The 13,929-nt window shown below is 68.5% G+C and carries 14 protein-coding genes and 3 riboswitches; of the genes, 11 read left to right on the top strand and 3 right to left on the bottom strand.

The window, feature by feature from the left end; all coding sequences use genetic code 11:
* Window positions 1-44 precede the first annotated feature (44 nt).
* Window positions 45-299: a hypothetical protein gene (locus tag AC5RVS_RS12370; protein WP_494108351.1), complete on the bottom strand. Its 255-nt coding sequence runs from the start codon at window positions 297-299 to the stop codon at window positions 45-47.
* A gap of 229 nt (window positions 300-528) precedes the next feature.
* Here AC5RVS_RS12370 and AC5RVS_RS12365 point away from each other — a divergent pair, with 229 nt between their 5' ends.
* From AC5RVS_RS12365 to AC5RVS_RS12355, 3 genes are read left to right on the top strand one after another with little or no spacing between them, the layout of a single operon-like run.
* A complete protein-coding gene (locus AC5RVS_RS12365) occupies window positions 529-912 on the top strand; it encodes a cold-shock protein (protein ID WP_493988228.1) in 384 nt (127 codons plus the stop codon).
* Window positions 913-921: 9 nt separating this feature from the next.
* A complete protein-coding gene (locus AC5RVS_RS12360; RefSeq protein ID WP_494108350.1) occupies window positions 922-1,728 on the top strand; it encodes a DUF3027 domain-containing protein in 807 nt (268 codons plus the stop codon).
* A 48-nt stretch (window positions 1,729-1,776) separates the two neighbouring features.
* Window positions 1,777-3,042: an MFS transporter gene (locus AC5RVS_RS12355; protein ID WP_494108349.1), complete on the top strand. Its 1,266-nt coding sequence runs from the start codon at window positions 1,777-1,779 to the stop codon at window positions 3,040-3,042.
* A gap of 78 nt (window positions 3,043-3,120) precedes the next feature.
* Here the strand turns inward: AC5RVS_RS12355 and AC5RVS_RS12350 are convergent, their stop codons facing one another.
* Together AC5RVS_RS12350 and serC are read right to left on the bottom strand one after the other, a co-directional pair.
* On the bottom strand, window positions 3,121-5,181 hold the full coding sequence (locus AC5RVS_RS12350; RefSeq protein WP_494108348.1) for an HNH endonuclease signature motif containing protein: 2,061 nt from the start codon (window positions 5,179-5,181) through the stop codon (window positions 3,121-3,123).
* Window positions 5,182-5,480: 299 nt separating this feature from the next.
* Window positions 5,481-6,614, bottom strand: a complete 1,134-nt coding sequence (gene serC, locus AC5RVS_RS12345; RefSeq protein ID WP_494108347.1) for a phosphoserine transaminase — start codon at window positions 6,612-6,614, stop codon at window positions 5,481-5,483.
* 247 nt (window positions 6,615-6,861) lie between these two features.
* Between serC and AC5RVS_RS12340 the strand changes: the two genes are divergently transcribed.
* The 8 genes from AC5RVS_RS12340 (at window position 6,862) to AC5RVS_RS12305 (ending at window position 13,887) form a co-directional block, all read left to right on the top strand.
* Window positions 6,862-7,557, top strand: coding sequence for an iron-dependent transcriptional repressor DtxR (locus tag AC5RVS_RS12340; RefSeq protein WP_494108346.1), 696 nt, complete (start codon window positions 6,862-6,864; stop codon window positions 7,555-7,557).
* Window positions 7,558-7,655: 98 nt separating this feature from the next.
* A riboswitch (cyclic di-AMP (ydaO/yuaA leader) is annotated at window positions 7,656-7,868 on the top strand.
* A 5-nt stretch (window positions 7,869-7,873) separates the two neighbouring features.
* Window positions 7,874-8,644 carry a M23 family metallopeptidase gene (locus tag AC5RVS_RS12335; protein ID WP_494108345.1) on the top strand — a complete coding sequence of 257 codons (771 nt, stop codon included), beginning with the start codon at window positions 7,874-7,876 and terminating at the stop codon, window positions 8,642-8,644.
* Between the two features lie 117 nt (window positions 8,645-8,761).
* Window positions 8,762-8,935, top strand: a riboswitch (cyclic di-AMP (ydaO/yuaA leader).
* Between the two features lie 103 nt (window positions 8,936-9,038).
* On the top strand, window positions 9,039-9,662 hold the full coding sequence (locus AC5RVS_RS12330; RefSeq protein WP_494108344.1) for an NlpC/P60 family protein: 624 nt from the start codon (window positions 9,039-9,041) through the stop codon (window positions 9,660-9,662).
* A gap of 346 nt (window positions 9,663-10,008) precedes the next feature.
* A riboswitch (cyclic di-AMP (ydaO/yuaA leader) is annotated at window positions 10,009-10,183 on the top strand.
* Between the two features lie 4 nt (window positions 10,184-10,187).
* Entirely contained in the window at window positions 10,188-10,982 is a 795-nt protein-coding gene (locus tag AC5RVS_RS12325) for an NlpC/P60 family protein (protein ID WP_493987625.1), read from the top strand.
* 210 nt (window positions 10,983-11,192) lie between these two features.
* Window positions 11,193-11,693, top strand: coding sequence for an HNH endonuclease (locus tag AC5RVS_RS12320; protein ID WP_493987626.1), 501 nt, complete (start codon window positions 11,193-11,195; stop codon window positions 11,691-11,693).
* Complete coding sequence (gene mobA, locus AC5RVS_RS12315) at window positions 11,690-12,391, top strand: molybdenum cofactor guanylyltransferase (protein ID WP_494108343.1); 702 nt, start codon at window positions 11,690-11,692, stop codon at window positions 12,389-12,391. The genes AC5RVS_RS12320 and mobA overlap by 4 nt, the downstream gene beginning before the upstream one ends.
* A 51-nt stretch (window positions 12,392-12,442) precedes the next feature.
* Window positions 12,443-12,721: a DUF6457 domain-containing protein gene (locus AC5RVS_RS12310; protein ID WP_493987628.1), complete on the top strand. Its 279-nt coding sequence runs from the start codon at window positions 12,443-12,445 to the stop codon at window positions 12,719-12,721.
* Window positions 12,718-13,887, top strand: a complete 1,170-nt coding sequence (locus AC5RVS_RS12305) for a molybdopterin molybdotransferase MoeA (RefSeq protein WP_494108342.1) — start codon at window positions 12,718-12,720, stop codon at window positions 13,885-13,887. Before AC5RVS_RS12310 ends, AC5RVS_RS12305 begins: the two co-directional genes overlap by 4 nt.
* Window positions 13,888-13,929 lie beyond the last annotated feature (42 nt).

Below are 13,929 nucleotides of genomic sequence, written 5' to 3'. Positions count from 1 at the left end.
GCAACGGTGCCGGGGCGGGCCGGTCTCGGGAGCGGCTGCTGCCGCTAGCTGCGGCGGCGGCGCCGGACGCTGCCGGCCACCAGCAGCACCATCAGCACGAAGGCGATGGGAAAGCAGAACCAGGCCAGTCCCAGGAAGCCCGTCCACACCTCGGTGCCGGCCATGGCGCCGGCCAGAATCACGCCCAGGCTGCCCAGCCCAACCAACAGCACGACGACGGCGGCAACGACCAGCGCTCGGTGCAACGCACCGGACTCGGCGGGTCGGGACGCATTCTGGGCGGGGACGGTTCCGGGCATGACACCAGATTACAGCGGCCTGCCGTGGCCCGATTCCCGACGCTCACGCCACGAGCGGAAAGCTGTGGGCAGCGGGCTCGGCCGTCGGCGGAACACGATAACCTAGAGACAGACTTTCCCCGATTCGGCGCGGTCGCGTGTGCGGCCGCTGTGCTACCGGCGGGGCCCATGGTAAGAACGCAGCAGCGTGCGGTACCGCTGCATCATGAAGCAGAACGAGGTAAGCAAAGTGCCCATCGGCAAAGTCAAGTGGTTTGACACGGATAAAGGGTTTGGATTCCTGGCCAGCGAAGACGGACAGGAAGTATTCCTGCACGCGTCGGCGCTGCCGGCAGGCGTCAAGGACGTCAAGCCAGGCACGCGGATGGAATTCGGCATAGCCGATGGCCGGCGTGGCCCATCTGCCCTCTCAGCGCGCATCCTCGACGCCGCTCCCTCGGTGGTCCGGGCAACGCGCAAGCCGGCCGAGGACATGGCCGTGATCACCGAGGACCTGATCAAGCTGCTGGACGAAATTTCCAACGGCCTGCGCAAGGGCCGCTACCCGGAGCGCTCCCACGCGTCGAAGGTCGCAGCGGTGCTCCGCCGCGTGGCCGACGACCTGGACGCGTAAGCGGCCTTGATGACTGAAAACATGACCGACGCCAGCGCTGAAACGGTTGAGGCGGAGGCGGCGGCCGCCGGCGAGCCGCAGGCCGAGGCCGCTCCCCGGCGTCGTCCCGCGAAGCGCGCTCCCAAGCTGGATGCTGTGCTGGCCGCCGCGGTGGACCGTGCGCGCAACGGTGTGCTGGAGATCGCCCCGTCCGAGCAAATCGGTGCACACGTCGGCAGCTTTGCCGACGGCGACCGCCTGGTCACCCACCGGTTCGAGGCACGACTGGCAGGCTACGTGGGCTGGCAGTGGTACGCCACGCTTGCCCGGGTGCCGCGCGGCAAGGATGCCACGGTCTGCGAAGTAGGCCTGCTTCCCTCGGAGAAGTCGCTCCTGGCTCCCGAGTGGGTGCCGTGGGCCGACCGGGTTAGGCCTGAAGAAGCCGCGGCCGCGGCGGAGGCAGAGGCGGCGGACCGCACCGAGGCAGCCGAGGCAGCTGCTGCGGCGGATGCGGCAGATGCGGCGGACCGCACCGAGGCAGCTGCTGCGGCCGATGCGGCAGACGTCGCCGGTGCAGCTCCCGATACGGATGAGGCAGAGGACGCCGGTGCAGCTCCCGATACGGGTGCGGCCTCCGACGACGGCGGTGCAGCCGCCGATACGGGTGCGGTCTCCGACGACGCCGGAGTAGCCGCGGACGGCGTGGCTGCAGCCGAGGACCTCCGTCCGGCTACCGAGGACGTATCCGAAGGGAACGGCGCCGAGGCCTCCGACATCGCCGCGACCGAGACGTCCGACATCACCGCGACCGAGGACGGCGCCGAAACTACGTCCTGACGCGACCCATCGACGAGGCAGGTATGCAGCCGGAAAGGGCGGTAAAGCGTGTTTCGTTCACTGAGGTTGTTCAACTACCGGATCTGGTTCATTGGAGCGTTGGTCTCCAATATCGGCACGTGGATGCAGCGCACGGCGCAGGACTGGCTGGTCTACGACATCCTGACCGAGCAGGACGCCGCTGCCATGGGCATCGTGATGGCTCTGCAGATGGGACCGCAACTGGTCATGGCTCCCTGGGCGGGGCTGGTTGCCGACCGGTTTGACCGGCAAAAGCTGCTGATGGCCACCCAGATTTCGATGGCCGTGCTGGGTCTGGCGTTGGGGCTGATGGTGATCGCCGACGTCGCCGAGCTGTGGCATGTCTACGCCTTCGCCCTGGCACTTGGGATGGTGACAGCGGTGGACGCGCCCGCACGGCAGACGTTCGTCTCGGACGTGGTGCGCGACGATTACCTGCCCAATGCGGTGGCGCTGAACAGCACCTCGTTCAACCTGGCCAGGATGGTCGGGCCGGCCATTGCCGGTGTGCTCACCGTCGCCATCGGGCCCGGCCCGGTGTTCCTCATCAACACCGCCACCTTCGCGGCGATGATCGCGGCGCTGCTCGCCATCCGACGGCAGGAGCTTCACCTGCGGGAGAAGGCCGCCAAGGGGCGCGGCCAGATCCTCGAAGGCTTCCGGTATGTGAAGCAGCGGCCCGACCTGGTGGTGGTGCTGGCCGCCATTTTCATCATCGGTACCTTCGGCCTGAACTTTTCCGTCTTTGTCGCCTCCATGGCGCGCACGGAATTCGGCGGGCACGCCGGTGATTTCGGCATACTTTCCTCGGTGATGGCAGCGGGTTCGGTCACCGGTTCGCTGCTTAGCGCGCGGCGGGACCGGCCCCGGCTGCGCTATATCTTTGGCGCGTCGGTGGCCTTCGGCATCGCCTGCACCGTGGCAGGGCTGGCCCCGACGGTCTGGCTCTTCGGGCTGGCGCTGGTGCCGGTCGGCGCTGCGGCCATCACGATCATGACCAGCGCCAACGCCTATGTGCAGACCACGACTGCTCCCATGATGCGCGGGCGCGTCATGTCCTTGTACATGGCCATCCTGATGGGCGGGACCCCGATCGGTGCGCCGCTGGTCGGCTTGGTGGCCAACAGCTTCGGCCCGCGCTGGGGGCTGGGCGTTGCCGCGCTGTCGGGCGTGGCCGCCGCCGCCATCGGGATCATATGGGCCTGGCGTGCGCACCACATGCGCCTTCGCTTCGACCGCTCTGCCGAGCGGAAACTGAGCATCACCTACGGCGTGCCGGACCGGCCCGCCTAAGAGCTGCCGAGACCGCAGGCAACCCGCCCTCGGCATCTTCTGCTGGCGCCCCCCACATCTTCTCTTGCCGCGGGAAGCTCAGAAAGGCGGTGGTGCGTCGGGGTCGGTGGTGTCGTCGGGCAGCTCGATGCCGCCGAGAGTACGTTTAGGCGTTTGGTCACCGCGGTCAATTGGGTCAATGGTGCCGCTGACGACGTCTTCTCCGGTGCCGTCGGTGGTGTATCCGCTGCCGCCGTTGGCGGCGGGATCTGTCTCCTTCGGCCGGTGCAGGATGGTGTCCCAGCCCTCGTCCGGATGGGTGGTCTTGCGGTGGCCGGTGCGCGTGGTCCATGTGATCTCGCCGTGTGGCCCGGCAGCGGCCCGGACGTGCCCGCCGGTCTTCGCCGCATGATGCGCACTGCACAGGCACTGCAGGTTCTCCAGCACGGTCGGCCCGCCGTCGTCCCACGCGAGGACATGGTCGATCTCGCAATACCTGGCCGCCCGGCGGCACCCGGGGAAACGGCAGTGCCGGTCGCGGACACGGACCAGCCGCTTGAGCCATTCGGGCGGAATCCGCAGTCTCCGGGCGGCCGCGATCGCCTGACCATGGTCGTCGGTGAGCACCAGCAACCAGGACCTGGCCAGCTCGGCGAGTTGCCGTCCCATGTCTGCCGGGATCGGTCCGTGCCCGGCCAAGTCCCCGGGCTCCTCGCTCAGTCCCAGCAGCGTAGTCAAGGGCATCGTGACCAGCATCCCCGGCCCCGCACCGCCGCCGCAGACAGGAGCGGCTCGGCCACCGCCGCCGCAGGTAGGTGCGGACCGACCACCGCCGCCGGCCGGTGCCGGCCTTGGAACCGCAACAGTGCCGTCCCCGGACGGGCCTCCAGCGAAGCTTCCGCTGCCGGCGGATACCTGTGCAGCTGCCGGCGCTGCCGGTACCGTGTCGTCCACTGCCGCAGTATCCGCGGGGCCAGCCAGGCCAGTGCCGTCGGCCAGCAGCAGGTCGGTGAACACGTCGGCTCGCAGCTGGGGCAGGGTCCTGGCCTCGCCGGGGCCTTGGAGGGAGCGGGCCGTGGCCTGGATCCGGTCGAAGACCAGGTGCGCCTTATCCGCGCTGGTCCGGATCCACAGTTCGGCCATCCCGTCGTCCTGGTCCATCAGTTGCACGTCCCGGGACTCGTTCGCCCGCCGGTGCCGCTCCGCCAAGGATTCCGGGTGCAGCCTGTCCCGCATCCGCCGGACCCGCGATCTCACTGAATCCAGCGTGACGTCCCCGGCGCCGGGCAGCACAGCGGCTTCGAAGTCCTGCAGGCATTCCGCCGGCAGGTCGGCGGAGCCGCGGGCCAGCGCTTTCGCGCGCGGCAAGTCCAGGTCACCGCGGCCCATCGCCTCGAGAGTGCCCGGCAGGTGCGAGCAGATGTGCCGGGCATCGGCCAGCATGGCCCGCGCCGCGGCATCCCCCGTGCACAGATGCGCCGAAATCTCCTGCGGCGCGAACCGGGAAAAGCCTTCCGGGTCGCAGTCGGCGCCAACGCCGGGACGAAGCCGGGCGAAGCGGCCCAACGCCTTGACCTGGCAGGACTGCACCCACGCCTCCACCCGCGCCGCGGCCAAAAGATAGTCCATGGTCTGCGCGTCATCCAGATCCGCCGGCTCCACCACCGCCAACAGGCCAGCCAGCACGGCAGGCACGCCCACGCCACCCTCGGGGACCACCGGCTCGCCCCCGGTGCCCTCCGGCACCACGGGCAGGCCTACGCCGTCGTCCTCCCCGTTCCCGGCCGATTGCAGCCCGGCGCCCAATCTCTGAGCTGATCCGGCGTCCTCGGGCAGGGATACCTGCCCGGCGCCCAATCTCTGAGCTGATCCGGCGTCCTCGGGCAGGGATACCTGCCCGGCGCCCGTAGCTTCGTTTGGGGAAGAAATCCCTAGAGGGTGGGCGGAGTCGACGGCGGCAGACGCGCCCAGGTCAGCTGCCGCCGGAAAGAATCCGGCGCCATCAGGCCTGATGCCATAACGTCGCAGCAGCGCCGCTGCCACCACCTGTTGCAGCAGCGCTTCCAGCAGGGAACTGTCCGGACGCGAGGGCACACCAAGGTCCATCACCAGTCCCTGTCCCGGAACCGGGAACCGAAGCTCGCCGCCCTCGCCGTCCATATCCTCACGCTACCGGCTGCTTCGGACAGTTTTGAGGTGGAACCTCACGCTTGCTGGAGGGGCGGTGTAACGCTGGTGACGCTTCGCTGCTGAGGCATCGCGGGTGACGCAATGCTGCCTGCAAAGATCCCAATGAAGCGCTGCTGACGCATCGCTGGTGACGCCGCGCGGCTGACGCATCGCTGCTGCGTAACGCTGCTGCGTAACGCTGCCAGGGCTGCACCCAACTGCCAACCAAAAAGGTCCGGCCGCCGCGAACGGAAGCCGGACCTTAGCGAATCGACGCGTCGTCGGTGGAGTCAGCCCTGCAGCCGGTCCACCACGTAGTCGATGCAGGCCAGCAGTGCGCTGACGTCCTCAGGCTCCACGGCGACAAAGGTGGCGATGCGCAGCTGGTTGCGGCCGAGCTTGCGGTACGGCTCCACATCCACCACTCCGTTCGCACGCAGCACCTTGGCGACCGCAGCGGCATCAATTGACTCGTCGAAGTCCACCGTCGCAATGACGTTCGAACGGTGCTCCGGGTTCGCCACGTACGGGGTCGCCACCGCGGAAGCCTCCGCCCACTGGTACACCCGTCCTGCCGAATCGGCGGTGCGGCCGGAAGCGAAGTCCAGGCCCCCGTTGCCGTTTAGCCACTCGATCTGCGCATTGAGCGTGACCAAGGTGGCCAGCGCGGGCGTGTTGTAGGTCTGGTTCTTCAGCGAGTTGTCGATGGCCGTTTCTAGATTGAGGAAGTCGGGAATCCAACGATCGGTGGCACCGATCCGGGCCGCCCGTTCCACCGCTGCGGGGGAGAAGACGCCCAGCCACAGGCCGCCGTCGGAGGCGAAGTTCTTCTGGGGCGCGAAGTAGTAGACGTCGCTCTGGGTGACATCGACGTCCAGCCCGCCCGCTGCGGAGGTGGCGTCGATGAGGACCAACGCGCCGTCGTCGGCACCATTCACGCGCTGCACCGGCGCGGCCACACCGGTGGAGGTTTCGTTCTGCGCCCAGGCATAGACGTCCACGCCGGCCTCTGCCCGCGGCTCCGGCCGGGAGCCGGGTTCCGAAGTGATGATGCTCGACTCGGCCAGGAACGGGGCCTTGTTGGTGGCCGCGGCGAACTTGGAACTGAACTCGCCGAAGGACAGGTGCTGCGCCTTCTGCTCCACCAGTCCGAAGGATGCAACGTCCCAGAACGCCGTCGAGCCGCCAACCCCCAGGATGACCTCGTAACCCTCCGGCGCCTTAAAGAACGACTTAAGCCCCTCGCGGACGCTGCCCACGAGGTTCTTCACCGGTGCCTGGCGGTGCGACGTGCCCAGCAGGTTCTGGCCGGCGGCGACCAGGGCGTCGACCTGTTCCGGACGGACCTTGGACGGTCCCGCGCCAAAGCGCCCGTCCTTGGGGAGCAGGTCGGCGGGAATGCTGATGGACTGGGTATCGCTCATGAATACCTTTCCTGGCGTGGGGGCAATGATCTCGATGGCGGTTCGCCGTTGAACGCCCGTTTCATTCTGCCCCAACGCCAAGGGCCGCCGTTAGTTGAACCCGGCATTGTTGCGTTGGCCGCATGGCGCGTCAGCCCGCGGCGTAGCTGCCGGTCGGGCACGGAAAACAGGCTAGGCTGGTGAGGGGAGAACACCCTCATGCATGCTGCTGGAGCAGCCTTTAACCGCGCCGAGGAGCAAGAAGCCATTGACTGATCTCATCGACACTACCGAGATGTACCTGCGCACTATCCTCGAGCTCGAAGAAGAGAACATCGTTGCGCTGCGCGCCAGGATCGCCGAGCGGCTGCGCCACTCTGGCCCGACGGTTTCGCAGACGATCGGGCGGATGGAGCGGGACGGACTCGTGGTCGTCACCGGCGACAGGCATCTCGAGCTGACCGAACTGGGCCGGCGAAAAGCGACCGAAGTGATGCGCAAGCACCGGCTGGCCGAGCGGTTGCTCTCCGACGTCATCGGACTGGACTGGGCCTACGTGCATGACGAGGCCTGCCGCTGGGAACACGTGATGAGCGAGCGGGTCGAGCAGCGGCTCTACGAACTGCTGGGCAGGCCAACGGTTTCGCCGTATGGCAATCCCATCCCCGGTTTGGAAGCGCTCGGGGGCCAGCCGGCCGAAGAGTTCACCTCCGGCGTGCTCAATCTGGCACAGGCCATGGGCAGCTACACGGCCGATAAACAGGTGAGCATAGTCAGGCTGGCGGAGCCCATCCAGGTGGAACCGGAACTGTTGCTCCAGCTGGAAGAGGGCGGCTTGAAGCCCGGCGCAAGCCTTCAACTGGAGACCGCCGGCGAGTACATTTCCGTGCGCGTGCCGGGGATCGACGGTGCCTTGGAACTGCCTCCGGAAGTTGCCGCGCACATCTTTGTATCAATGCGATGAAACGTTGTCCCCTAAATACACGCACCACGGATAACGGATTTATTACTTTCGGGGAGTTTTACGTATAGTTGACCGGGGTATCGAGACATCGATCCCACACCCTCCGCAAGCCGAACCCTGTCGGCGGAGGCGTGTATCCGTGAGACAGGGGCGGAGGACCCACCAAGCGGCAGTTTGTACGCTGCCTTGGGGTGAAGCCGCAGCGGGCAAAGCGTAGGTGAATCGTTCCACTCACGCTGTGTGCGGTGCGGCCGAGTTTTCTCTTGACTCGAATCCGACAGCTAACTTCGCAGGCGCTTTGGAGAGGTAAAGAATTTTGGCAGGTCACAAAGCCTCGGGACGGCGCCGTTCATCCGCCCCGGTCGAACACTCACGCCCACGTGCCGCGACACCCGGCCGCCGCCGCGCCCAGCCGGCGCCGTCGCCGGTAGCAGCAGCCGCACGCGACGTCGGGCATAAAACCGCGATCGTCGCAGCCGCGTCCGGGATGGCCCTGACAGTGATGCTCCCGACGACGGCCGGCGCCACGGCCGACGCCCCGCAGGAGGCTCCGGCCGCCAGCAGCAGCATCTCCGCCGCCACCGAAGCGCGCCTGACGTTTGAGCGTGCCGGGCTGACCAGCAAGTTCGACCCGGACACGAAGCTGAAGCAGGTCATGGTCGCTTCCGGCAGCAACGCCAAGGTTGTCAGCAGCGAAGGTTCCCTCTCGCAGCCGATGGACGAGATGACCATGACGTCGCCGTTCGGCTACCGCGTCAGTCCGATCACCGGCTATGCCGGGGAGTTGCACACCGGCCAGGACTATGGAGCAGCCTGTGGCACTCCGGTCCACGCGGCAGCCGGCGGAACCGTCGTCGAGGCAGGCTTCCAGGTCGGCGGCGGCGGCAACCGGATCGTGGTGGACCACGGCAACGGCCTGAAGACCACCTACAACCACCTGAGCACCATCGACACGTCGGTCGGCGCCACCGTGCAGCGCGGGGAGATGGTGGGCCAAAGCGGCACGACCGGAGCCTCAACCGGATGCCACCTTCACTTCGAAGTGATGGTCAACGACAAGCTGGTGGACCCCACCGGCTGGCTGTGACCAACACGCCGTAACCGGAACGTGACACAACCCGCAAACTGTTATAAGGTTTCACCCGTGCCAGTCGCCCACAGCCTGGCACCTTCGGGCGGAATGCCGAACTCTGCCGTCGCCCGAAGTTCGTTCGCACCGATTCGCATGGCAGAGGCGGGGGAACCACTTCCCGGACATCGCACGGTGTCCTTGGGGTAAAGCCGATCAGGCCCGGGCCACCAGCCCGCACGCCGGCCGGCCGGATGAACTCCCATCCGAACCCGACAGCTCACCTCGCAGGCATTTGGGAGAGGTACAGACCGTGTCCAAGAGCATTACTGCGGGCCGCCATCGTGCGACCCCCGTCCGCACGAGCCCGCTTGAGACGATTTCCAAGGCTGTGTCCGCGAATGCGGGAACCATGGGACGTCAGGGTGCCGTGATCGCCGCCGCTACCGGCCTGGTTTTGACCGGTACCATCCCGGCCCAGGCTGTCAGCGCTGACCGAGGGGTCGACGCCCCGGCCCGCGTGCAGGTGGAAGCCGTGCAGGCCTCCGCAGCCGTGAAGCTGACCTTCGAACGTGCGGGGATCACCTCCACCCCCGCGCCGGAGGCAGTTGTCCAGGCCGTCTCCAACGAGATCACCCCCACGACCGGCAACGACGCCGGGTCGAACGAAACCAAAACCGTCAAGAAGGCCGACGAAGCTGCCGCCAGCGGAGCCGCCGGCGCCATCGTCGCGGCCGCATACGGCCAGATCGGTGTCGGCCAGGACTGCACCGCCCTGGTCGAGAACGCCCTGCGCGCGGCAGGCTTCGCGGTGGGCGACCTTGCCCCCGCACAGTTCTTTGCCTACGGCACGCAGGTGTCCACCCCGCAGCCGGGCGACATCATTTACTACGCCAACGGCGGTGCCGGTGTGGCTCACGTGGCCATTTACGTCGGCAACGGCCAGGCCATCCACGGCGGCTGGGCCGGCTACAACACCGTCCTGGGCAGCGCCTACATCGGCTCCGGCCCGGTTTTCATCCGTCCGGCAGGCTAATCCCTTCCTTCCACGGTCTTCTCGCGGCGCGTCCTTCGGGGCGCGCTGCGGCCGTTAAGCGGCGCCCCGCGGAAGACTGAGCGGAGCTCGCGAGATCCACAGCGGCGCCTTTCGCGCAAGTGCCGTCCCCGAACCGTCCGGAGCCGCGAGGCCCCACGCGGCACCCTTCGTACCAGCACCATCCCGGAACCGTCCGGAAGCACGGCCCGCGGGCCTCCCGTAATCAAAACATCACCGCGCCGTGATCAGAATGTGACAATGCGTGATTGATCGTATACGCTCTAACGCGTGCCAGTTGCCAAACGGCTGGGACCTCCGGGTGGATTGCCGAGCTCTGCCACCGTCCGGAGTCCGTTCGCAAAAACTTCGCGGGCAGAGGCGGGGGAACCAATTCCGGGTTTCGTACAGAAACCCTTGGGGTTAAGTCGCTAGCACTCTCAGGTCTTGCCGGAGAGGGCTGCGGCCGGATGCACTCCCATCCGAATCCGACAGCTCACCTCGCAGGCATTGGGAGAGGCCTTTAACGTGTTCAATGACACCGCTACGGGGCGCCACCGCGCCGTTTCCGTCCGCACCAACCCGCTGGAGACGATTTCCAAAGCCGTCTCGTCCAATGCCGGATCCATGGGTCGCTCGGCAGCCGTCATCGCTGCCGCGTCCGGACTGGCCCTGACCGCCGCGGTTCCCGCGCAGTCAACCACCATCGAACGCACCGCATCCACCGTGTCCGTTCCCAGCCGCGTGCAGGTGGACACCGTCCAGGCTTCGAGTGCCGTCGAGCTGACCTTCTCGCGTCCCGCCATCAAGTCCACTCCGGCCCCGGAGCCTGAGCCTGTTGTCGAAGCCGTGGCCGAAGAAGTGGCCCCGGTCGTCGAGGAGGCCGCAGGCGCAGCCCAGGGCGCCGTCCAGGCCGCCGCTCCCGCGGTCGAGGTCAAGGCCGCCGCCGCCGCCCCCGCGGCCAAGGCGGAGCCGGCCAAGGCCGAAGCTTCCGCTAGCGGAGTAGCCTCCACCCTGGTGTCCTCCGCGTACGGCCAGATCGGCATCTCGCAGGACTGCACCGCCATGGTGGAGAAGGCCCTGCGCGCCGCCGGTTTCTCGGTGGGCGACCTCGCCCCCGCGCAGTTCTTCAGCTACGGCACCCAGGTTTCCACCCCGCAGCCGGGCGATCTGCTGTACTACTCCGACGGCGGTGCCGGCGTCGCGCACATCGCCATCTACGTGGGCAACGGCCAGGCCATCCACGGCGGCTGGACCGGCTACACCACCGCACTGGCCAGTGCGGACGTCGGATCCGGCTATGTAGCCATCCGCGTCAACTAGGCATCAGCCTTCCCGGTCCCCAGGACCGACCCCGGCCCCGGTACACGCCCACAGCGTGCACCGGGGCCGGCGGCGTTGTGCCCACAGACGGTAAAAAAGTTAGCGCAGAACGCACCCGCCGTCATACTCTTTGACTGTCAGTGCAGAAAATCCAGTCCCGGACCGGGATCTGAAGCACCGGTCGGGTTGGTCAGGCCTAGAGGAATGTGCATGCGCACACTCGTTCTGAATGCTGGTTACGAACCCCTGGCGGTTGTCACCTTCCGCCGGGCGCTGCTTCTTGTGCTCACCGGAAAAGCCAGCGTGATTGCCGAAGACGGAGACCCCGTCGTCGGCCCCAACGACATCCTGGGCCGTCCCTCGGTCATCCTGCTCAACCGCTACATTAAGATGCCGTACAACAAGAACACCGCGGTGACCCGCCGCGGCGTCCTGCGCCGCGACAACCATCTCTGCGCTTACTGCGGCAAGACGGCCACCACGGTGGACCACGTCAAGCCCCGGTCGCGCGGGGGAGAAGACAGTTGGGAGAACCTGGTGGCCTGCTGCCTGCGCTGCAACAATGCCAAGGGTGACCGCACGCTGGCCCAAATGGGCTGGAGCCTGCGCTTCACACCCCGGCCGCCCAGCGGCGCCCGCTGGCGGATCCGCGACCTGGACCGTCCTGCCCCGGCCTGGAGCCAGTTCCTCGACACCCATACCGCCGCGTGACGGCTCCGGTTTTCGACGCAGTCGTGCTGGCCGGCGGCCGTTCCTCGCGCTTGGGAGGCAGCCCCAAGGCGCTGTTGCAGCTCGACGGAGTTACCTTGTTGCGCCGCACGCTGGAGGCTGTCCGCGGGGCCCAGCGGATCTCCGTCGTCGGCCCCGATGACCTGTCGGAGGAAGTGGAAGCTTTCCGCCGCACGGCCGCCCCGCAGCCGCTTCGGCTGAAGCTCACCCGGGAAGACCCGCCGTTCTCCGGACCGGCGGCGGGCATTGCTGCGGGAATCCAGGCGCTGGTCAAGGACGACGACGGCGGTGCCTCCGGGCGGGTCCAGGACGGCGACGGCGGTGCCTCCGTGCGGGCGCCGTTCACGCTGCTCTTTGCCTGCGACATGCCGATGCTGGCCGGGCTGCCGGAACTGCTGCTGCGCCACGCCGTCCTTCGGCCGGAGGCCAGGCTCTGGATCCCGGTGGACGCCGACGGCAGACAGCAGCCGCTGGCTTGCTGCGCGGACAGCGCCGCGTTGGAGGCGGCGGTGCGGAACGCCGGGGGAGCCGCCGGGCTGGCCGGCCAGCCGGTCCGGCGGCTGCTCGGCGGCCTGCCGGCTGCCGAGATCCGGCTCGAGGGTCCGTCAGGGGACCACACCTCCGACGTCGACACTTGGCAGGACGCGGGCCGCTTTGGCATTGCCCGGCCCGCCCCGTAGCCTGAAACAAACGTTGTACAAAGCCCGCGCACGGGCGGATCGGAGGCCATTGTGTCCGGAGCGGCCGAAAAGCTCTCCCCGTATGTCAGCGAACTGCTCCAGGCGCTGGAAATCGAGGACACGCCGGTTGACATCGACGCCGTGCTGGGACTGGCCGGCGTCGCGGCGCACAGTGTGGTCCGCCCGGCGGCGCCACTGACGACCTTCGTGGTGGGGTACGCCGCCGGCCTGGCCGCGGCCACCGGACAGGCCACACCCGAGGTGGCCATGCGTGCGGCCTCCCGCGTGGCCGACGAAGTGGCGCGCCGGCACGGCGCAGTGCAGGAGTGAGCGGCTCCGGCCTTCGCTGGGACGATGCCCGGGGCGCAGCCTACACCGCCGGCAAAGAAGCGGGGCGGCCGCACCCCGCAGACGTAGAGTTGGCCGCCTGCGCCGGCCGCACGCTGGCCCGCGATCTGACGGCGCTGGTGCCGGTCCCGCATTACGCGTCCTCCGCCATGGACGGCTGGGCCGTCGCCGGCACCGGGCCCTGGCGGCTGGTGCCGACCGGCAGCGCCTTGCGGCCCGGGCTGGCCGCCCCGGTCGTCACCGGAGGGCTGATCCCCGAGGGCACGGACAGCGTGCTGCGCAGTGAATGCGGGGCCGCGGCGACGGACCGGCTGGAGCTGTGTGCGGGCACGGACGGGCGGGAACTGGCCCCCGGGCGGCACATCCGTCCGGCCGGCGAGGAGACCGCCGCCGGCGCCGTCGTGGTCTCCGCCGGCACCGTGCTGACCCCTGCGCATCTGGCCGTCGCGGCGGTGTGCGGCCACGATGTGCTCCCCGTTGCCCCCGTGCCGCAGGTTTCCCTGCTGTTGACCGGCGACGAGGTCGTCACCTCCGGCATACCGGCACCGGGCCGGGTCCGGGACACGTTCGGACCCACGCTGCCGGCGATCATCGCCCGGCTCGGCGGCCGGGTGATGGACAGCCGGCGGCTGCCCGACGACTTCGCTGCCACCGAGGAAGCCATCGCCGGCTGCGCCGGCGACGTCGTCATCACCACCGGCGGAACCGGCCACTCCTCCGCCGACCACCTGCGCCGGGTGCTGGACGCGGACGGCGCCACGATCCTGGTCCCGTCCATCCGGATGCGCCCGGGGCATCCGGCACTGCTGGCCCGGCTGGCCGACGGCCGGCTGCTGGTGGGGCTGCCGGGCAATCCGCTGGCCGCCATGATGGCGCTGCTGACCCTGGCGGCTCCGCTGCTGGCGGGCATGACCGGCCGGCCGCTGGCCCGGTTGCGCACCGTGCCCGCCGGAACTGCCATGCCGCCGCTGCACGACCAAGACCGGCTGCTGCCCTACGGCCTGTCACCGGACGGGGGCGCCGTCCCCGCGGACCGCATCGGTTCGGCCATGATGCGGGGACTGGCGGCCGCGGACGGCGTGATGGTGGTGCCCGCCGCCGGCGCCGAGCCCGGCGAACAGCTGCCTGCCCTCGACCTGCCCTGGTAATGGGTGCCTTACCCTTGTTACAAGGCAGTAGAGGAGAACTTC

The organism is Arthrobacter sp. Y3221048 (assembly GCF_059092685.1).
The sequence above is the reverse complement of the archived record's forward strand: the minus strand, read 5'-3'. Positions and strand labels throughout refer to the sequence as shown.

Bases quoted from the DNA above. Each gene is read 5' to 3' on its own strand.
- AC5RVS_RS12370 (WP_494108351.1), bottom strand. From the start codon at position 299: ATGCCCGGAACCGTCCCCGCCCAGAATGCGTCCCGACCCGCCGAGTCC.
- AC5RVS_RS12360 (WP_494108350.1), top strand. From the start codon at position 922: ATGACTGAAAACATGACCGACGCCAGCGCTGAAACGGTTGAGGCGGAG.
- AC5RVS_RS12350 (WP_494108348.1), bottom strand. From the start codon at position 5,181: ATGGACGGCGAGGGCGGCGAGCTTCGGTTCCCGGTTCCGGGACAGGGA.
- serC (WP_494108347.1), bottom strand. From the start codon at position 6,614: ATGAGCGATACCCAGTCCATCAGCATTCCCGCCGACCTGCTCCCCAAG.
- AC5RVS_RS12330 (WP_494108344.1), top strand. From the start codon at position 9,039: ATGGGACGTCAGGGTGCCGTGATCGCCGCCGCTACCGGCCTGGTTTTG.
- AC5RVS_RS12320 (WP_493987626.1), top strand. From the start codon at position 11,193: ATGCGCACACTCGTTCTGAATGCTGGTTACGAACCCCTGGCGGTTGTC.